Source organism: Bacteroidota bacterium (assembly GCA_013696965.1).
In the GTDB taxonomy this organism is placed as follows: Bacteria; Bacteroidota; Bacteroidia; order JACCXN01; family JACCXN01; genus JACCXN01.
On sequence record JACCXN010000004.1, the window covers coordinates 14768 to 35688 of the forward strand.

The 20921-nt window shown below is 33.8% G+C and carries 17 protein-coding genes; 12 read left to right on the forward strand and 5 right to left on the reverse strand.

The window, feature by feature from the left end; all coding sequences use genetic code 11:
* Positions 1–249 precede the first annotated feature (249 nt).
* Positions 250–711, forward strand: coding sequence for a hypothetical protein (locus H0V01_00355; GenBank protein MBA2581814.1), 462 nt, complete (start codon positions 250–252; stop codon positions 709–711).
* On the opposite strand, the gene H0V01_00360 is transcribed toward H0V01_00355, so the two are convergent.
* Positions 697–1452, reverse strand: coding sequence for a hypothetical protein (locus H0V01_00360; GenBank protein ID MBA2581815.1), 756 nt, complete (start codon positions 1450–1452; stop codon positions 697–699). The genes H0V01_00355 and H0V01_00360 overlap by 15 nt on opposite strands.
* A gap of 127 nt (positions 1453–1579) precedes the next feature.
* Here H0V01_00360 and H0V01_00365 point away from each other — a divergent pair, with 127 nt between their 5' ends.
* Entirely contained in the window at positions 1580–5515 is a 3936-nt protein-coding gene (locus tag H0V01_00365; GenBank protein ID MBA2581816.1) for a hypothetical protein, read from the forward strand.
* A gap of 227 nt (positions 5516–5742) precedes the next feature.
* On the opposite strand, the gene H0V01_00370 is transcribed toward H0V01_00365, so the two are convergent.
* On the reverse strand, positions 5743–6576 hold the full coding sequence (locus H0V01_00370; GenBank protein ID MBA2581817.1) for a universal stress protein: 834 nt from the start codon (positions 6574–6576) through the stop codon (positions 5743–5745).
* 230 nt (positions 6577–6806) lie between these two features.
* Between H0V01_00370 and H0V01_00375 the strand changes: the two genes are divergently transcribed.
* Entirely contained in the window at positions 6807–7181 is a 375-nt protein-coding gene (locus tag H0V01_00375) for a response regulator (GenBank protein MBA2581818.1), read from the forward strand.
* Between the two features lie 10 nt (positions 7182–7191).
* Here H0V01_00375 and H0V01_00380 read toward each other — a convergent pair whose 3' ends face one another.
* Positions 7192–8340: a DUF748 domain-containing protein gene (locus H0V01_00380; protein MBA2581819.1), complete on the reverse strand. Its 1149-nt coding sequence runs from the start codon at positions 8338–8340 to the stop codon at positions 7192–7194.
* Between the two features lie 334 nt (positions 8341–8674).
* Between H0V01_00380 and H0V01_00385 the strand changes: the two genes are divergently transcribed.
* The 8 genes from H0V01_00385 (at position 8675) to H0V01_00420 (ending at position 16653) form a co-directional block, all read left to right on the forward strand.
* Positions 8675–9595, forward strand: coding sequence for a YihY/virulence factor BrkB family protein (locus H0V01_00385; protein MBA2581820.1), 921 nt, complete (start codon positions 8675–8677; stop codon positions 9593–9595).
* 78 nt (positions 9596–9673) lie between these two features.
* The gene (locus tag H0V01_00390) at positions 9674–11047 is read left to right on the forward strand and encodes a sigma-54-dependent Fis family transcriptional regulator (GenBank protein MBA2581821.1); all 1374 of its coding nucleotides are present in this window, start codon (positions 9674–9676) and stop codon (positions 11045–11047) included.
* Positions 11048–11292: 245 nt separating this feature from the next.
* Positions 11293–12009, forward strand: a complete 717-nt coding sequence (locus H0V01_00395) for a hypothetical protein (GenBank protein MBA2581822.1) — start codon at positions 11293–11295, stop codon at positions 12007–12009.
* Between the two features lie 183 nt (positions 12010–12192).
* Positions 12193–12933, forward strand: coding sequence for a hypothetical protein (locus H0V01_00400; protein ID MBA2581823.1), 741 nt, complete (start codon positions 12193–12195; stop codon positions 12931–12933).
* A 339-nt stretch (positions 12934–13272) separates the two neighbouring features.
* Positions 13273–13929 carry a PorT family protein gene (locus tag H0V01_00405; GenBank protein ID MBA2581824.1) on the forward strand — a complete coding sequence of 219 codons (657 nt, stop codon included), beginning with the start codon at positions 13273–13275 and terminating at the stop codon, positions 13927–13929.
* Between the two features lie 63 nt (positions 13930–13992).
* The gene (locus tag H0V01_00410; protein MBA2581825.1) at positions 13993–14475 is read left to right on the forward strand and encodes a DUF4199 domain-containing protein; all 483 of its coding nucleotides are present in this window, start codon (positions 13993–13995) and stop codon (positions 14473–14475) included.
* 251 nt (positions 14476–14726) lie between these two features.
* A complete protein-coding gene (locus H0V01_00415) occupies positions 14727–14933 on the forward strand; it encodes a hypothetical protein (protein ID MBA2581826.1) in 207 nt (68 codons plus the stop codon).
* A 7-nt stretch (positions 14934–14940) separates the two neighbouring features.
* Positions 14941–16653, forward strand: coding sequence for a hypothetical protein (locus H0V01_00420; GenBank protein ID MBA2581827.1), 1713 nt, complete (start codon positions 14941–14943; stop codon positions 16651–16653).
* 62 nt (positions 16654–16715) lie between these two features.
* Here H0V01_00420 and H0V01_00425 read toward each other — a convergent pair whose 3' ends face one another.
* The gene (locus H0V01_00425; GenBank protein MBA2581828.1) at positions 16716–17753 is read right to left on the reverse strand and encodes a 2-oxoacid:ferredoxin oxidoreductase subunit beta; all 1038 of its coding nucleotides are present in this window, start codon (positions 17751–17753) and stop codon (positions 16716–16718) included.
* The gene (locus H0V01_00430; protein MBA2581829.1) at positions 17746–19605 is read right to left on the reverse strand and encodes a 2-oxoacid:acceptor oxidoreductase subunit alpha; all 1860 of its coding nucleotides are present in this window, start codon (positions 19603–19605) and stop codon (positions 17746–17748) included. The genes H0V01_00425 and H0V01_00430 overlap by 8 nt, the downstream gene beginning before the upstream one ends.
* Before the next feature lie 320 nt (positions 19606–19925).
* Here H0V01_00430 and H0V01_00435 point away from each other — a divergent pair, with 320 nt between their 5' ends.
* Positions 19926–20846 (forward strand): tetratricopeptide repeat protein, encoded by a 921-nt coding sequence (locus tag H0V01_00435; protein ID MBA2581830.1) that lies wholly within the window; start codon positions 19926–19928, stop codon positions 20844–20846.
* The last annotated feature ends 75 nt before the right edge of the window (positions 20847–20921 follow it).

Below are 20921 nucleotides of genomic sequence, written 5' to 3' on the forward strand. Positions count from 1 at the left end.
TTTTATCCTTAAATGAAACCTTTATAATTAGGAGGTTTGGTGGATTTTTTGTTTTTGAACCGGAAAAAATTATTTATCCATAAAGTTATGCTTTAATTAATAAAAACATCTCAATTTATACTTCATTTGCTGTTTCTTATATACGAATTGAATCCATAGTGCTTTTCCCTTCTCTTGAATCTATTGATAAGGCTCAATTCCTTGTAATTTTCGGATATTAAATATTACTTTTGTTAAAAATCAAATCAAATGGGACTTCCTTTGTCAACACTTATCATCATTGGTATTGCAGTTATTGCATTTGTAATTTTTATTCTGTATGTTGTTTTTAGTGAAAAGCCAGAAATTTCTCAGGAAAAAGAAGATGAAAACGATGAACTGATTTTTGATCCTGTAACAGGAAATTATGTAACCGTGGAGCAACTGGTAGAAAATCACAAACTGGATTACCTTGATGAACAAAAATGCCAGAGGGTATATGATGCTTTATCACAAGAAATAAAAAATGAACTTACTTTTAAAGATGTTGAAACTATAATGGAATTTCATTATCAGGTACAGGCTACAGTTACGGATGAAGATGAAAAGAATGAAGAGGAAAGCGTATTTGTTTTTTTAGCCGATACTTTTGAAAAAAAAGGAAGATCCATAAGCAAGAACGCAATTGAAAAAGTAATTGAAATTGCCAAAAATAAATCATTCACAAATTGACCAATCTTTAGATCTGTGTATCCTGAATTTTTTTGTTTTTGGAAAAAACATAAGATTTAACATTGCATAATGATAGCCGAGTTTTCTTATTTGTGTTTGTTGATTATTAACCCCAGTTGATGCCAACGCTCCGCTACCAACTGTTGCCTTATAATTAATCTGTTTTATTGGATTTATATTGTATGTTAAATTAAGATGGAAAATATTTTTTTTTAGTTTTTTAATTATTCCTAATCCTGCAAAAAATTCCGGTTGAATATAATTGGCTGGAATAAGGGAGCTTTTATATGAAAAAGAATTTGAATCCGTTTTTATGGAGGAAAAATTTTGACTATTTATGTTTAATCCAAGGATAATTTTCCCGGTATGAACATTTCCCCTGTATGTAAAAGGAAAGGATTTGTTATAGCTAAAACCTCCGCTAAGGAATGAATAATTAAATGTACCGGTATACTGAGTGCCAAAATCCATGTAATGAAAATGAAGGCGGTGATAATTAAATCCTGAATTAACAATAATCTGGGAATGGTTATTTGGCTGAAAAAGCAAGGCAAAGCCTGAGGAAACACCATATTCTCCATGTGGCTTTTCATTGGGAGACTCAAACAAGGAACCTGAACCTGTAAAAGGGAAATAAGTAGCCCCTAGATATGCACCAATGCGGAGACCGTTTTGTGAGTATACATTCTGTAAAAAACAATTAAGAATGAATATCAACAAGAACAAAGGCTTTAATTCCATTCCACAAATTTAACAAATCAAAAAAAATAAAATTCTGCTATTAAACTTGTAATAAACAATAAATATTTCGGTTTACTGATATCATTGGATTGTTTTTTTTTTTACTTTGCGTATCCATCGGTTGAAAATGCGAAAACTTCTACATTTAGTTATCTTCTTTATTTTGCTCTTTGGCTTTAATGTCAATGCCCAAAATAACAGCATCAAATTTATTAATCTTTCTATTAAGGAAGGTCTTTCTCAAAGTTCGGTTAATTATGTTTTGCAGGACAAAAGTGGATTTATGTGGTTTGGCACCCAAGACGGGCTCAATAGATACGATGGATATAACTTCACGGTTTTAAAATTTAATCCTTCTGATAGTTTTTCCATTTCAGACAACTTTATTAACACCATTTTTGAAGATAAAAACGGTATTCTTTGGATTGGTACTGAAGGGGGCTTAAATAAATTTAATCCTGAAACACAAAAATTCACTGCTTATAAAACTAATTTTACAAATAAAAACAGTCTGAGTAACAATTCTGTATTATCAATAGCTGAAGATACTAAAGGGTATTTATGGATAGGTACAGAATCGGGTTTAAATAAATTTGATCCAAAAACAGAAAAATTCACGCAGTACTTTCACAATGCTTCGAATATAAATTCTATTAGCAATAACAGAATTAAGGTTTTGTATTTGGATAAATCAGGAGATTTATGGGTTGGTACTAACAATGGACTTAATGTTTATGACAGTCGGAACAATAAATTTATTACTTACCTGAATAACCCACTCAATCCTACAACTCTGAGCAATAATTCCATTTTATCAGTTATTGAAGACAGGCAGGGTTTTATGTGGATTGGTACGAATGATGGATTAAATAGGCTGACTAAAAACAAAGGGAATTTCAAACGTTATTATTCAGAGGAAAATAAATTAAATAGTCCCTCTCACAATGTAATTAATACCTTATTTGAGGACAAATCAGGCGTTTTGTGGATTGGAACTAGTGGAGGAGGCTTAAACCGATTTAAAAAAGAGGAAGAGCAATTCACTCGGTTTCAGTATCATTCCAATATTCCAAGCAGTCTTGTAAATGATATTATTTATTCTATTTATGAAGATCGAACCGGTACTTTATGGATTGGCACCAACGGGGGAATAAGTAAATTTGATCACAACAAACAAAATTTTCATCATTACAGGAACATTCCCGGATCTTTCAATTCCATTAACAGCAATGTTGTATGGTCTCTTTTCGAAGAAAAAAATGGTGTTTTATGGATAGGTACAGACAGGGGACTAAATCGTTTTAGCAGATTAAACAATACGGTTAAAACATACCTGCATAAATCTTCAGACCATAGCCGGAATTTTAATGAAAGTGTTTATTCCGTATACAAAGATAAATCCGGCATATTGTGGGTAGGAACCGATGCAGGCATTTACAGTTTTAATCAGACTACAGAAACCTTTACTGTTTTTAAACCAAAGAACAATCGTGATTTAGGTCTTAAATCACTACGTGTTTATACTATTTTTGAAGATAATGAACAAAATCTTTGGCTAGGATCAAAAGAGGGGCTTTTTTTTATTGACAAGGCAAGGGAGCAAGTAAAAGCATATCGTTCCGATCTTTTAATTCCAGGAACAATTACCCATAATGTAATCCGAAATATTTTGCAGGATTCCCATGGAAATATTTGGGTAGGAACTAATGGAGGAGGTTTAAATAAAGTAATTAAACATTCCAAAGACTCCGTTTCATTTGAATATTTCATGAGCAACGAAAAATCAGAGAGCTCAATAAATAACAATATTATTTTATCCTTAAATGAAGATCACGATGGATTTATTTGGATTGGCACATATGGAGGGGGTTTAAACAGGTTTAATCCTGCTACTGAAAAGTTCATCAATTTTACAGAAGAAAATGGCCTGTCCAATAATGTCATTTATGGTGTATTAAGCGATAAAAATCACAATTTATGGATGAGTACCAATAAAGGTGTTTCTAAGTTTAATTCCCAAACAGAAAAGTTCCAGAATTATTTCGAAAATGATGGACTACAAAGCAACGAATTTAACATCGGTGCATTTTTTGCCAGTAATTCAGGTGAATTGTTTTTTGGGGGTATTAATGGTTTCAATGCCTTTTTTCCAGAAAATATTCATATTAATAAAGTTCCGCCTCAGGTTATACTCACCAATTTATTGATCTTTAACAAAGAGGTAATTGTTGGAGAAAAAAACGCTCCTCTAAGTAAAGCATTTCATGAAACATCTGAAATTGAATTAAGCTATAAACAATCCGTCATTACTATTGAATTTGCTGCACTGCATTATTCTTCTCCTGATAAAAACAATTATGCCTTTATTATGGAGGGTTTTGATGAAGAGTGGAATTATGTGGGGCAAAGAAGACAGGCTACCTATACTAATCTTGATCCGGGTGAATATGTTTTCCGTGTAAAAGCATCAAATAGTGATGGTATTTGGAATGAAGAAGGAGTATCGGTAATTGTTACCATACTTCCACCTTTTTGGAAAACTTGGTGGTTTAGGCTCCTTGCCAGTGTTTTTATTGTAGGTTGTTTCTTAGCCATATATAAATCAAGAATAAAAATAATTGAAGCCCAAAACAGGCATTTGGAACGCCTGGTTAAAGAAAGAACCACTGAAATTTTAAATCAGTCCAGGAAAATAGAGGCACAAAAAGAAATGCTGGAAAAGGAGAAGGATAAGGTTGAAAAACTCCTTTTAAACATGCTCCCGCAGGAAATGGTTGAAGAGCTTAAAAACAAAGGAAAAGCATCAGCCAGACATTACCGGATGGCCTCAATCATGTTTACCGATTTTAAAGGATTTACACAAATTGCAGAGTCGCTTCGGCCTAAAGATCTTATTGCTGAATTGGATAGGTGTTTTGTAAAATTTGATGAGGTAATCGAAAAATATGGACTGGAAAAAATAAAAACCATAGGTGATTCATATATGTGTGCTGGCGGATTGCCCATTCGAAATAAAAGCAATCCAGTTGATATTGTGCTAGCCGGATTAGAAATTCAACGCTTTATTCAGGAACTCAGAAGAGAGAAAATTCAAAATGGCCAACAATTTTGGGAATTAAGAATAGGAATAAATACAGGTGAGCTTATTGCTGGGGTGGTTGGAATAAAGCGCTTTGCTTATGATATATGGGGTGATTCTGTAAACATTGCCAGCAGAATGGAAATGCATGGTGAGGTTGGAAAAGTAAATATATCAGGTAAGACCTATGAACACATTAAAGATTATTTTGATTGTACATACAGGGGAAAGGTTTTAGCTAAAAACAAAGGTGAAATCGACATGTATTATGTGGACAGGATAAAGCCTGAATTATCTGAAAACAATGAAGGAATTATACCGAATGAGATTTTCAAAAGCAACCTGGCCACAATTTTATTTTACAAAATAAATTATAAAAAAGCAGAGCAGTTTATTATGAAAAAGCTCGAAGATGAGTTGCCTGAGGATTTATTTTACCACGCAATTAGTCATACCATTGATGTTAGAGATAATGCGGAGAAAATCGGGGAAATAGAAGGTGTGGAAGGAGAAGATATGATGGTTCTTAAAACTGCTGCAATGTATCACGATGCAGGATTCACTAAACAGTATTTTAAAAATGAACCTATTGGAGTTGCAATGGCAAAAGAGATATTACCAAATTTTGGTTATAGTCCTGAACAAATTGAAATGATCGAAAAAATGATCATGGCAACACAAGTTCCCCAAACTGCCACAACCCTTCTTGAAAAAATACTTTGTGATGCAGACCTTGATTATTTAGGCCGTAATGATTTTTATCCAATTGGCAATAAGCTAAAGAAAGAATTAATGGCAAGAGACATTGTAAAGGGTGATAAGCAATGGGATGAATTACAAATCTCCTTCCTTCAAAAACACAAATACTTTACTGATTCCTCTAAAAATATAAGAGAACCCGAGAAGCTAAAGCGTTTAGAAGAAATTAAAATTCGCCTGGCTGAGAACAAATACAAGGAAAATAAACCCGAACAGATTTCCTGATTTTTCTCCTGATAATATAAAATAAAAGCACTTCTTAAACAGGATCATTCAAAAAAGAATGAGGATGAATGTATTTGCCCACGCTTTTCTGATCTGTTTCTGTGCCTTTATTTTAAAAAACAAGCTCGCTTTGGCATGAGTTTAACCCTTTAAAATAAATAAATCCCGATTACCGGTAGTAATCGGGATTATTAAAAGCTGTCAAAAAATTTCTTTGTTCTATATAATTAAGATCCTAAAATCCCACTACTAACGGTGGTCTGGGCAGGGTTAATACACAAAACAGGAATCTGAAATTCATTGGTGATTATTTGCTGTTCATCGGCACTGGCTAAAAAATCAGGCAATACAGATCCATCCGGAGAATTTACTATTGCAATTAAATCCGCATCAATTGAATGAGCATATTTAACAACTTGCTTCACGAAACTACCTTTCTCATCAGCCTGTTTTACAGAAAAGGGAACGCGTTGTTCAGCAAGATAATTTTTAGCGAATGCAAGGTTTCTATTTACTGTATTGCTTAGGAATTCATCATCTTCTTTTGGAGCGATAATAAACACTTTTGATTTAAAATATTTGGCAAGGTTTACAGTGGCAGAAAGTTTTTGTTTTGTTTCTCTGGATAAACTCAACGGAAGAACAATTTCATTATACCCGTTCTTGATTGATTTTTCTTGTACAACAATAAAAGGAACCGAGGAATTAGTAATTACTTTTAGTGCATGGCTTCCTGTTATATGCTGAAAACCCTTAACTCCATGAGTTCCCATAATAATTAATCCAGCTCCTATTTCCGCTGCAACATCTCCAATATCTTCAAAAATATTACCAATTCGGATAATAATATTCGTTTTTACACCACTTTTGTTTGTTATATCTTCTGCTAAGGTTTCTAATTTTTCTTTTACTGATTCAACTTGAACTTGTTTTGCAACAACATGCAGCAGACTTATTTCTCCTACTTGCGTTTTAGCAATTTCAATGGCATGTTCAATCGCACAATCAGCTACTTTTGTAAAGTCTGTTGGTACCAGTATTATATTACTTCTGGTTTTCATAGTATAAAATTTTATAAATCTTTTGGTGTTTTATTTAATTAATGACAAAATTATTAAAAAACAAGCACAAAACTATCCAATTGCAAAAAATATTATTTCCTTTATATGTTGAATATCAGCGATTTTATTATTTTAAATGAAATAACAAAGATTAAGTTTTCGTTTTAATCAAGTCATATATCCTAAAAACGAATTCAACAAGTGTAAGGTGTTTTACAACAAAAAATAGCATGGCTCAATTAAATGCATTAATTATTGATGATGAGAATGACATCCGTTTTCTTATGCAGATTCTTCTGAAATCATTGAATTTTCAACCTTTAAGTAGTGGCTTAATAAGCCAGGGCATAGAGTTGGTTAAATCTTTTGATTTTTCTGTGGTTTTCATGGACATTCATTTACCGGATGGCTCTGGGCTTGATGCAATTGAAAAAATAAAAAAAGCAAGTATTGGAAATCCTGTAATTATTATGATAAGCGCTAATGATGGGGCTGCCGAAAGGAAAACTGCAAAACAAAGGGGCGCAAATTTTTTTATAGGAAAACCCTTAACTAAGGAAAAAATAATAGCCGCACTTGTTGCAACTAATTTATTAAAGAGATAATCAATAGAATTTATTTTTGCTGTTTTTTATCTTTATCACCCGGGTTATTATCCTTCCTTTCTTCTTGTTTTACTTCCTCCACATCTCCAATGGCAATAGAATTGTCTATTGAAGGCACTAATGCCTGAATAAAGGCATTTCGGAGCAAGAATGCAACAGCAGTCCAAACTTTAACATTCGGATCAACGAGTTTTCCTTCCAGCGGAATTCTTGTACCAACCTGGTCCTTTTCCGGTTCGCGACTCTCCAGTATATTTGCAATAACTGCAACTCCGGCCTCATACAATCTTTGAAGCAAGCCCCTTTGCTGATTTTCAAGTGGCGCCACTTTTAGATCATTCACAAGAGGTTTTGCATAGCCCACAAAATAACCCTCTTTGGCTGCAATTTCAGTATGCAAATTAAAGGTGCCGGCCTCAACATTTATATTTCCATATTTCCTTATAAAATCATTTAATGCTTTTAGTTGTAATTTTTTTAAATCCATATTTAAATCAAAAGTGGGAACCTTATTCAGGGGATCAAGTTTCATATGTATGTACAGCCTTCCTTGTCCTGTTGTATTGGCAAAGCCTACAACTTTCGATGGCAAAAGAGTATCAGGTGTAGGTAGACTGGTAAGATTGCTAGCTTCAATATCTATATTATAAGCCTGTAAATCAATGTTTGGTTGGGTAGTAAAATCTATGAATCTAATTTTTCCATTGGTAACATTTAACTTATTTATTCTCACAGGCATGAACTGATTTATTGTTTCTGCCAAATCTTCTTCCACCTCTTGTCTGGATTCTTCTTTTGTGGGTCCTGCAACAAAATTAATTTCAGGCTTAACAATTTCGATACTGCCCACTATTTTTCCTTTAAATAATGAACCATAATCAAGTTTAAACCATACTTCATCTATAGTTAAAAGCGGTTCTCTTATCTGGCTGTCAACCTCATCTATACTAATATCCCTAATACTGTATTTTCCAGCTAGTATAGCTAATTTCAAATCACCTATTTTTCCTTCATAATCAGAATTTTTATCAAGTTCATTGTTTACGTACTTAAGCAGAATTACAGGCAATAACAACCTTACAGCAACAATCAATACAATAAAAAGCACTAAAAGAGCCCAAATCCATCGCCTATTGTTTTTGTTGTTCTGCTTTTTCATTCACAATTATATTATTGAGGGAATACCAGTTTAAAGATGGGTACTAATACGCGGAGCAGAATGGCAATTCCTATTATTATGCCAACAATAAGCCAAACTCTTTTCTTTGTTTTTTCCTTTTTTCCCATGCTATGTTTCTCTTAATAAATTTAAGTAAAACTTTAATAAAAAGAAACAGCAGGCATTCCCCCTGTTTTTGGTTTTCTTTAATCCCGTTTAAGAGATATTAATTTAATAATCAGATGCTTGATTAATGAATTTATTAAAAAAGTATGTCATCATCTATTTCTTTGGATTGAAATTTGCCTTATAACTCTCTTCCAATCAAATTCTCATTGAGTTGAAAAAATACATACTCTCAAGGTATACCATTATAAAAGAAACATTCCAGGCATTTATTGGGAATAACGGACCAAAATATAGTGCCGCCTTGGCATATTATACTATTTTTTCCCTTGCACCTATGATGATAATAATCATTTGGGTAGGAGGCCGCTTTTTGGGTGAGGCTGCAATTGAAGGGAAAATTTATGATGAGATTAAGGATTTTATTGGTCCAAGTGCCGCCCTTCAAATACAGGAGATGATTAAAAATGTTTCTATTTATGAGGATGACACTTTTGCAACGGCAATCGGCTTTGGAACCCTTTTTGTTGGTGCAACCATTGTATTCACCGAGATACAAGACACTTTGAATATAATTTGGGGAATCAAGGCAAAACCAAAAAGAGGACTTTTGAAATTTCTTACAAACAGGCTGATTTCCTTTTCCATGGTAATTGGAATCGGTTTTTTGATGTTGGTTTCTTTGGGTGTAAACGCTTTAATTTCAATATTCAGTGAATTTATTAAAGGTTACATTGGACAATCCTATTTACCCTTGTTTCACATCCTCAATTTCCTGCTTACATTCTTTATAATAACGGTATTGATTATTTTTATTTTTAAGTTTTTGCCGGATGCAAAAATCCGCTGGAAAGATGTTACAGCGGGAGCCATAGCAACCTCACTATTGTTTATGGTGGGTAAATTCGCAATTGGCCTGTATTTGTCTCACACTGATATTGCATCTGCATATGGTGCGGCTGGATCATTAATTTTGGTCCTTGTTTGGGTATATTACTCCTCTATTATCTTATTTTTTGGGGCAGAATTTACCCAGGTATATTCAAGGCATTATGGGACAAAAATAATTCCAAGAGAGTATGCTGTTTTAATTGAAAAAAAAGAAATAGAAATAGAAAATAGTGAATAAAAAATACTTTTTGTTATTTGTAATAAAATCTTAACTTTATATTAATCTTTGTGATCGAAACCGAAAAAAAATTATCCTATGAAAAAAATTCTAGTAATTGATGACGATGTTGATATTTGTTTATTGCTTTCCCGGTTTTTAACAAAAAATGCATTTTCTGTAAGCACCGCACACAGTGGTGCAAAAGCATTGGAGATATTGAAAAAAGAGACCTTCGATTTAGTCCTTTGTGATTTTAGGTTAGGGGATACCGATGGAACCGAAATCCTCACTAAAATCAAAGAAATAAATCCTGCCATTGCAGTTATTATAATAACCGGATATCTTGATATTAAAATAGCAGTAAAAGTTATTAAACTCGGTGCATTTGATTATGTTACCAAGCCTTTGTTTCCAGAGGAAATTCTATTGACCGTAAAAAAAGCCTTGGAATCCCTGGAAAACAAAAACAGCAATGAAGCTGTAAGGGCAAAACTTGATGTAACTGATTCAGATTTCATATTTGGAGAGAGTTCACAATCCAAAGAACTTTACAGGCAAATCGACCTTGTAGCCCCTACCAGTTACAGTGTTATTATTTATGGAGAAAGCGGGACCGGTAAAGAATCAGTGGCTCAAACAATCCACAACAAAAGCCCTAGAAAAAACAAACCATTTATTGCAATGGATTGCGGTTCATTATCTAAGGAATTGGCAGGAAGTGAATTGTTCGGGCATGAAAAAGGCTCCTTCACTGGCGCCCTTACTTCAAAAATAGGGCATTTTGAACTCGCAAATGGCGGAACTTTATTTCTTGATGAGGTTTCTAATCTTTCCTATGATATTCAGGCATCCCTTTTAAGGGTACTTCAGGAAAGAAAGGCCAAAAGAATTGGTGGGCTTAAAGAAATCGATCTTGATGTACGTATAATTGTGGCAACAAATGAAAATCTATACGATGCAGCAAGCAAGGGAGAATTCAGGGAGGATTTATACCATCGTTTCAATGAATTTGGAATAAATATTCCATCTTTAAGAGAACGTGACAAGGATATTATGGCCTTTGCCAATCATTTTTTAAAGCTTGCGAATAAGGAATTACAAAAAGATATAAAAGGGTTTAGTGAGGATGTGACAAATTCTTTTAAAAATTACCAATGGCCTGGAAACCTTAGGGAATTAAAGAATGTCATTAGAAGATCGGCCTTGTTGACCGATGAGGAGTTTGTTCAAAAAAAGGTTCTTCCTCCCGAAATATATAACTTCAACAATTCCTTTTTGGAAAAAAAGCAAGGATTTATGTTGCACCAGGTTTCCTCTGCTCCCAATTTGAAAAACGTAGCTCATGAGGCAGAATATGAAACAATTACAAGTGTTCTGGAACAGGTTAATTACAACAAAAGCAAGGCTGCAAAAATACTTAACATCGATAGGAAAACCTTATACAATAAAATGAAAGCTTTTAACATCTAATGACTGAACATTTTTGTTTCCTTTTGTGTTTTTATTCTCTGATTTGCAATAAAAACAAGTTAAATGAAAGGATTAAAAATAAAGAAAAGTAAAATTTATTGAATCTGAATTAACAATTCAAAAGGATTTGGTTTGTAATTAAATTCTTTTGAATTGTTAAATTAAATGAAAGGCTATCCCATATTTTGGACGTAAAAGCTCTATAAACCTTTTCATTTAAGATAGCCAACATAAAAAACAAGAAGATGAGTGATATATTAAAAAAGAATGATCTTTCAGAAGCAGAGCTGATTAATTCCTATAGGATTTTATTGACTGAAAAAATCGCAAGAAACATTGCACATGAAATAAGAAATCCGCTTACAAACGTGATGCTTGGTTTAGACCAGTTAAAAAATGAATTTACCAGTGAAAAAAATGAACCATTTGCGCTTTATTTTAATATTATAAAAAGAAATTGCGATCGCATAAACGAACTTATTTCCTCGCTCGTTGATGCAGCCAAACCACTTAGTCTGACAATTTCAGATCATTCGGTAAACAAACTACTTGATGAGGTTTTAGCCGGAGTTGATGAAAAGATAAAATCAGGAAAAATAAAAATTCAAAAAAAATACACCTTAAAAACTTCACCTATTGCACTTGATGGAGAAAAAATAAAATCTGCGTTTTTAAATGTTATTTTAAATGCAATTCAGTCTATGGAAGGAAAAACCGGCCTTTTAGAAATACAAACTGAGTTTAAGGATAAAAAATGCACCATAAAATTTACTGACAACGGCATTGGGATTAGCAAGGAAAACCTTCCCCTTATCTTCGATCCCTTTTTTAGAATAAGATCATCAGGCAAAGGCCTGGGATTAACCACAGCTCAAAACATAATTCACAACCATAAAGGGAATATAAGAGCTGAGAGTCAACCTGGCATTGGTAGCACCTTTACAATAAACCTTTCTGTTTAAGCCTTTTGATTTCTTTTTTGGCTCAAATGTTTCACAAAATGTGGAAGGGGTTTCTACACTTTTGAAGAAAAATACCATCCTGAACTTTTTAACCTGTGTAAAATCTTAAACACTAGCATTCTATAATTTTGGGAACGCTCTGGCAGGAAAATTTCATTAGCATTTGGAAAACAGAAAACCCAGATGAGAAAACATTTTACCATAGAAAAAATCACTTTTGGGGCATTTATTTTAACCCTTTTTCTTTTACTAATAGCTGCATTTATTTTTTACAAAAACTCCTTGCACTTACAAGAAATAAAACGAAAGGAAAATGCAGAGAAAAAAAATGAGTCGGCAATTAAATTGACGGATTCCTTTTCCACAAATACCATCTTTCCGGATTCAAGAGAGATTTTTAGGCCGGAAATATTACATACCAACCCCGTGGCAGGTTTACAACTCTCAATTGCAGAATACATGGTTGCAATATATATTCTGAATCTATACCATGAAAAGGATAACAAGGCCACGCCATTTCGTAAAAAGAAAACTAAACATTTGGTAACAGGAATAGAAAACTATCAGTTAACTGCTAACAATTACGGCAATCTTTTAATAATCCTGATTTTTTCAATTGTAACTTTAATACAACTCTGCCTTTATCATATGATAAATAAAAAAGTTCCGGTTAAGGAAAAAAAACAGGCAACGGAAAAATTTATAGCAAAATTTGAAATGAATACTTTCCAAAGGTTTAACTACTCCAAAAAGATTAAAAGCATTTTTATTTATAGCTTTTTTGGTTTTAATTTTAAGCCCTTATTAATTTTTAAAAACCCGTTTGTTAACCCCGAAAAAAGTACCAAGAACGGTATTAAATTAAAAATTGAATCCAACAGAATATGGATGAAAAAACCTATTGACAAAACCAAAATAAAATGAATTGGTATTTGGAAAATAAAATAAAAAGTCATGCCCTGAAATTTTCCTTTTTTTGAAAAGGAATTAAAAAACCAGATTAAAATTGAAAATTCAGGCTGTTAAATGAATCTTTTTAGAATGGATTTAAAAAAAATTTACGCAAAATATCCTTTTTGCTGTTTAGATAAAAAACATGCTTCCAATTATGGGAATTAATTTCCAAATATAACCTGGTTTTAACAAAGGCTGTTTTTTTAATCCTGCTTTTACACCCCTGAATTCAAGCTGATTAAGTGCAAATCTATTGGTGGCAGGAAATTATGGGCATGAATACAAAGAATGAATTTAAAAATTACGATAATGAAAATCAATAAGAAATTAACATTCATGCTTATTTTTTTATTTCCTTTTGCAATGATAGCTCAAATACTACCCCAGGAAAGGAACTATAAAATAGGGATTAAAACAGGATTAAACTTCTCTACCCTAAATGTTTCCGGGGTAATTAATGAAAGAACGCGAACAGGATTAAATTTGGGAATTTTTTTTAAGCAGCAAATAACCGATCAATTCGCTGTACAGCCCGAGCTATTATTCTCAGCCAAAGGTTCTGAACTACGCTTTAATGAGCGAAATTTTCTTGGGACAGCAAAAGTAAATTTAAACTATCTCGATTTGCCTGTATTATTGGTATACAATCCAACTTCCTTTTTTAATGTTCACCTTGGTCCATATTTAGGAGTTCTTTTGTGGACAAATGTAAAAACAGTAAATCAACCAATACCAGAGGAGCCATTTTTTGATTTGGGAGAGCAAATAACAGGAAGGAGTTTTGGCACATTTGATGTTGGTATTGCAGCGGGAATGGGAATAGAAATAGGTGTATTTAATGCGGGAATGCGCTATAATTTCGGACTGGCTGATATAGGGCAAAGAACAATTGTATTTGGAAGGAATTATGGTTTCCCTGATGCAAAAAATCACCTGGCACAACTGTATGTAGGAGTAGCATTTTAATGCACAAAATAAAACCAAAGAAAAAATTAGAATTACAAATCAAGCTTTTTAAAATAAAAAAAAATGGATCCTGAAAAAACACATTCCGATCAATACCAATTCAACCTTGTAATGAAATATGGGCTTTTAGCAACTGCAGGCTATGTTGTTGTTTTTTTTATAATGAGTTTGCTAAACCTGCACATTATCCCTGAATTAAGAGGATTAAACTATCTAATACTTCTTATTACTGCCTCTGTTGCCATAAATACTTTTAAAAAGCAAAGTCAGAATCAAATGAGTTATCTGAAAGGGTTTTTAACCGGCCTTTTTGTAGCAATATTAAGTTTCGCTTTTTTTGCTCTATTAATGTATATTTATCTTAAATTTCTTGACCCCGAGTTTTTACAATTCATTGTTGATTATTCCCCAATGGGAATAACATTAACCCCACTTAGTGCAGCCTTACTCCTGTTTATGGAAGGCCAGGCAGTAGGTATTGTTTCTGCTTTAATTCTAATGCAGTTTTTTAAGAAAAACATTAATAAAATCAGCAAAACCATCTAATTCCAGGCTTTACTTTGGCTTTTCAAAAAAAGCAAAAATGGCTGAAAAAGCTTCCTGACAATGTGGATACTAACCACCTGAAATTACAATGAAATAAACGTTTTTTTCTTGTCCTTCTCCTTTATTGAGTAGACGATTGAAAATCTCAAATCAAGTATTTTCCTTTTAAAACTGGCAAGATATTTAATTGATTTCTTACAATAAGCACATTTTTTAAGCAACCATTTGTATTATTTAACCACGCAAATTTAATGATGAAAAAACAAGAAAAACATCCTTTAACAAGGAAAGAGACAGATTTAAAAACAAAATCAGGAAAAAAAGAAAAAGAAATTGCTGTAACTGCTGAAAATGAACCCAAGCTTACTAAAACTGGCGGCACACAAGGAAACAATCCAAAAACGGACCATACAAAATCAAATAAAATGAAGGCAGGCAAGCCTTACAAAGAACAGTAATATATTAATGAAGATCGGAAGTTTATATTTCCTCTGTTTTATTATTCTTGCCTACACTTTGGAGAATACTTCTGCCCAGAACAGGAGAATTCTCCAAAGCGTTGACATAAGCACTGATGCAATTATTGATAAAACAGAACGATATACGCAATACCAAGGAACTGAAATAAGAAAAATAAATATTGTTGTACTAGAACCATTCGGAAAACCATCTCAAATAGATACCTTAGAAAATTACACCGTATTTATTGGTAAAACAATAAATACACTACATATTAAAACGCGTAAAAAAGTTATTGAAAATTTAATGCTCCTGAAAGAAGGAGAATCTTTTGATGCTCTTGCAGTACGTGAAACTGAAAGACTTATCAGATCAGGTGTTTATAATAAGGATTCCAGAGTAATTGTTTCAGAAACAGGTAGCAACCAAGTAGATGTTACCTTTATTATTTATGACAAATGGACAATTAACATCGAGGCAATACCTTCTAAAGAACCTCTTGAGTTTCGTTTTTATGAAAATAATTTTCTGGGGCTTGCTCATCAGTTGGATCATACTTTTTCCTATGATCTTCAAAAAAACACCTATACACCACTTTCGGCAAGCTATACAATTCCTTATATTCACAATACTTTCACCTCCATTACTGCTCATTATGGTGAAACTCCTTTAAGTAAGGCAAAGGCACTTATAATAAACAGGCCATTTTATTCCATTGTAACTAAATGGGCAGGCGGAATTGCCTTGAAAGAAAATTTTTCTTCCCTTGAACCTGTTCCTGCAAATGGAACAATTCCCTACCAAATAAAATCTATGGATCAGGACTACTGGCTGGGTAAAAATTTCCAGATAAAAGGCCATAAAAGGGAGTCCGGGTTGGGAATTGCCGTAGGGGTTAATTATTTAAATTACAGTTTAAAACCACAGCAAACAGACTCTCTCAACTTTTATCAAAATAGCCTTTTTGTATTGGGAACTGTAGCCTATACTTTCAGAAAATATTATATCATTAGAAATGTATATCGATTTGGAGTAACAGAAGATGTTCCTACTGGCATTATCCTTGCTTTTACTGGCGGGTACCAACAAAAAGAGCTTTTTGCACGTCCTTATTTTAGAACCAGGATTGCATTTGGTGAACATTTCACAAGATTGGGAAACATCTCTACGGGTATTGATTTTGGGGCCTTTATCCATAAGGGTAAAGCGGAACAGGGAAGTTTCAATTATACTATTTCCTATTTCAGTGATATGTTTTTGTTTGGAAAATGGGGAATCAGGCAGTTTGTGTATTCACTTTCTTCCATTGGAATTAACCGTTTACCCAATGAAAGTATAAGTTTAAATTCAGATAATGAATTATTTGGATTCCCTGAAGAATTGACAGGAACAAAAAAAATTGCACTTAATTTCCAGAGTGTTTTTTATGCACCATTTTCGATTATTGGATTTCGTTTTGCGCCTGTTCTACTAATTGGTTTTGGATTACTCGGAGATAATGAAAATCCATTGTTTGGAGGTCCAATTTATCAGAGTTATGGAGCAGGAATTTTGATTAGAAATGAAAACTTTCTCTTCCAAACCTTTCAATTGTCTTTTGCACTATATCCCTATTTAAACAATCTTAGCATCCCTAATTATAGCATTAATCCACTAGGCACTTTTGATTTAAGGTATCCGAATTATTTTATGGATAAACCAAGCCAGGCACCCTATTAATAGAATAAAGCAAATTGGTATTTTTTAAATTCAAACAAATTTGAAACTTCAGCACTTTTTTGCTAACGTATTGACCATGTATTTTTTCCAGCCAGCAAAGAATCAAGATCGCCTTTCCCTTTCTTGTTTAGAGCGTCCATGGTTTGAGCAGCAAGTGCCTCTTCATAACTATATCTTTCTTCTCTGTAAAAAACACCGAAAGGCCTGGGAAGGCGCTCTGTTTGGGTTTGATCGCTAAAAAACCTTACAAGCATTGCAGCTTTTACGCGGTCTGTTTCATCATGTACCCATAAATCATTAGCCGATTCCTGGTTCAGGTTAACCACCACTGGCTTAAATCCATCCAGTTTAATTCCTTTATCCTTATTTTGTCCGAAAATTAAAGGCTGTGCCTGTTCTATAAAAATAGTTTCATCTGCTTTAGTACCCTTTTCCGTAAACACTTCAAAAGCCCCGTCATTAAAAACATTGCAATTCTGGTAAATTTCCACAAGGGAAGTTCCTTTGTGATTGTTGGCTCTTAATAAAATTTCTCTTAAATGTTTTGGATCCCTATCCATTGATCTGGCTATAAATGTGCCTTCAGCACCTAGAGAAACAGCAAGGGGATTAAAAGGATGATCTAAACTACCCATTGGTGTTGACTTTGTAATCTGCCCTTTAGGTGATGTGGGAGAATATTGGCCTTTTGTTAAGCCATATATTTCATTGTTAAACAAAAGAATATTTACATTGAAATTTCTTCTCAAAAGATGAATGAAATGATTGCCCCCAATAGAAAGAGCATCTCCGTCTCCAGTGATTATCCACACACTTAAGTCGGGTCGGGTTGCTTTTAGCCCACTGGCAATTGCTGTAGCCCTGCCATGAATACTATGCATCCCGTAGGTGTTCATGTAATAAGGGAACCTGGAAGAACAGCCAATACCAGAAATAAATACTACATCCTCTCTCTTTACGCCTATTTCTGGCAGAATGCTTTGCACTTGCTTTAAAATAGAATAATCCCCACAGCCCGGACACCAGCGCACATCCTGGTCCGTAGCAAAATCCTTAGCCGATAATTGTTTTTCCTTTATGTTTTCTGATGTATTATTCATTGGTATTAAGCATTTCCCGGATTTTAACTTTTATTTCATCTACAGTAAAAGGCAAGCCTTTAATTTTATTCAGCCCTTTTGCATCTTTCAAATAAGCCGCTCTAAGTATCTGTAATAATTGGCCATTGTTCATTTCGGGGATGAGAATGTTTTCAAAATTATTCAAAAGTTGCTCAAGATTTTTTGGAAGGGGATTCAGATAGCGCAAATGCAAATGAGAAACTTCAATTCCCTCATTTTTTAACTCATGCACGGCAGTTTTAATTGCCCCATAGGTTGAACCCCAGCCAATAACTAGTAATTTTCCGGAATCATTTCCTGAATCAATTTTTTGCAAAGGAATATAATTAGCAATGCGCTGCACTTTTTCTTCCCTTAGCTTAACCATAAACTCATGGTTATCGGGATCATAAGAGATGTTGCCGGTTTCGTTTTCCTTTTCCAATCCGCCAATTCGGTGCTCCAGGCCTTTTGTTCCAGGGATGGCCCAGGGACGGGATAATTTTTCATCCCTTTTATAGGGCTTAAAATTTTCCTTATCCACATCAGATGCATCAATAAAAGGAGGAACTATAGCTTTAATATCCTTTGTTTGAGGAAACTTCCATGGCTCTGCCCCGTTTGCAATATATCCGTCAGAGAGAAAGATAACAGGAATCATGTGTTCAATTGAAATGCGGCAGGCCTCAAAAACGGCTTCAAAACAATCAGATGGAGATGATGCAGCAATAACAGGAAGTGGCGATTCACCATTTCTTCCGTAAAGTGCCTGGAACAAATCGGCTTGTTCAGTTTTTGTGGGCAAACCTGTTGAAGGCCCTCCTCTTTGAACATTAATAACTAACAGTGGAAGTTCAAGCATCAATGCAAGTCCCAATGCTTCACCTTTAAGAGCAATGCCGGGACCAGAAGAAGCAGTAACTCCAAAACTGCCTCCAAAGCTTGCGCCTATAGCCGAACAAATAGCAGCAATTTCATCCTCAGCCTGGAAAGTTTTTATGTTGAAATTTTTGTGTTTTGAAAGTTCATGTAAAATATCAGAAGCAGGTGTTATGGGATATGAACCATAAAACAATTCAAGACCTGATTTTTGTGCAGCGGCTATTAAACCTATTGCTGTAGCCTGATTACCCATAATGTTTCGATAATTTCCGGCAGGCAATTGGGCTGCTTTAACTTCATAATTTGAAGTAAATACTTCACTGGTTTCCCCATAATGAAAACCTGATTTTAAGGTCTTCACATTTGCATCAATTAATTCAGGGCTTTTTTTGAACTTTTCTTTTAGAAAATTGATCGTTTTATCCAGTTCCCTGTTATACATCCAGTATATAAGCCCAAGCACAAACATGTTTTTAGACCTGTCCATATCCTTAGTGCCTAATCCTGATTCTTTAAGGCATTCCCGGTTAAGCTTTGTGATATCAAGCTGAATAAGTTTGAATTTATCCAATGAATGGTCAGTAAGCGGGTTTACGCCCTCAGGATATTTAGAAAGTCTTAAATTTTTTGAATCAAATCCATCCGTATTGGCAATAATTGTCCCGTTTGGTTTTAGTTGTTTCAAGTTTGCCTTAAGGGCAGCAGCATTCATAACTACCAGCACATCACAATTATCTCCGGGAGTAAAAAGCTCAACACTTCCAAAATGTAACTGAAAACCAGAAACACCCGCCAGGGTTCCTTGTGGGGCTCTTATTTCGGCAGGGAAATTAGGAAAAGTGCTTATATCATTTCCATAAGCAGCGGCTGTATTGGTAAATTCTGAACCGGTTAACTGGATTCCATCTCCAGAATCTCCTGCAAAAAGAATGGTAACCGATTCTTTTTCTTCTTTAATACTATTTTTCATCACTAATTTATCACAAATACTCAATTGCAGTTGTAAATTAAGAATCGTTTAGATATCCCAATTGAAAAACTGCCACAAAGTTATACTATTTATACATCTTTTTATGATATATGTCAGATATTAAGAACGCTTATTAACCGATTTTGTTTTTTTAGTAAATGAATAATAATTGAGTAACAACAGGCTATAAGTGAGAAAATAATTAATTTCGCTTCCATTGATAATAATGCTCAAATGTTTATTTAGCAATAATAATTTTATAAAGGGCGTTTATTTTCAGGTTTAAATCCATACTTCAAGATTAAAAAACATTCGTGAAAATGATAAAGACCTACAAGTTAATGATATTGTTACTGTTTATTGCACCACCTGTTTTTTCACAAAAATCAGCACAGGAATATTTTATTATAGGAAACGACTTTTTTAAAAAAGGCGATATTGATATCTCTATAAGAGCATACAACAAGGCTATTGGTCTTGACAGTACCAATGCTGATTATTATTTTTCCCGGGCAGTTGCAAAAACATATTTTCATGAATATTATGATGCACTTCCTGATTATAACAGAGCTATAAGTCTTGATTCACTTAATGCATTTTTTTATTATAACCGTGGGCATGCTCATTTTGACAGAAGTGAATATTCACCCGCATTTGATGACTATTACCGGGCTACCTTATTAGATCCGGGTGTTGCGGAATATTTTTTCAGCAGTGCAATGGCAAGGGCAAAGTTAGAGGATACCGAAAGGGCTTTGGAAGATTTTAATTCCGCAATATTATTGGATTCAACACGAAAAGAATATTACCTGAACAGGGGCCTTACCCTTTACAATTTGGATATGAAAGAACAGGCAATGGAAAATTACCTTCAGGCAACCCGAATAGACCCTTATTACACTGATGCAGTTTTTTACAGAGGATTATACTATCACCTGGATAGGAAAGATTATGAGGCTGCCATTAAAGATTTTACTTTTTTAATCAGGAAGAACCCTTACGATTTTGGAATGTACTTAAACCGTGGCAATGTAAAATACGACAAGGGTGATTTTAATGGTGCTATCAATGATTACTCCATTGCCATTGCCAATGACAAAGACGATGGTTATTTGTTTTATGTAAGAGGACTGGCAAAACTGGCAATGGGAAAAACAAAATCAGCTTGTGCAGATATTCGTAAAGCCAACACCCTTAATTATGAATTTGCTGCAGATAAATTAATGGAAGTTTGTCAGTAATTTTTTTGTCTTTTTTACCAGGTTAAAACCAAAAATCACAGCTTGATCAACACATTAAATTGCGATACATTTATT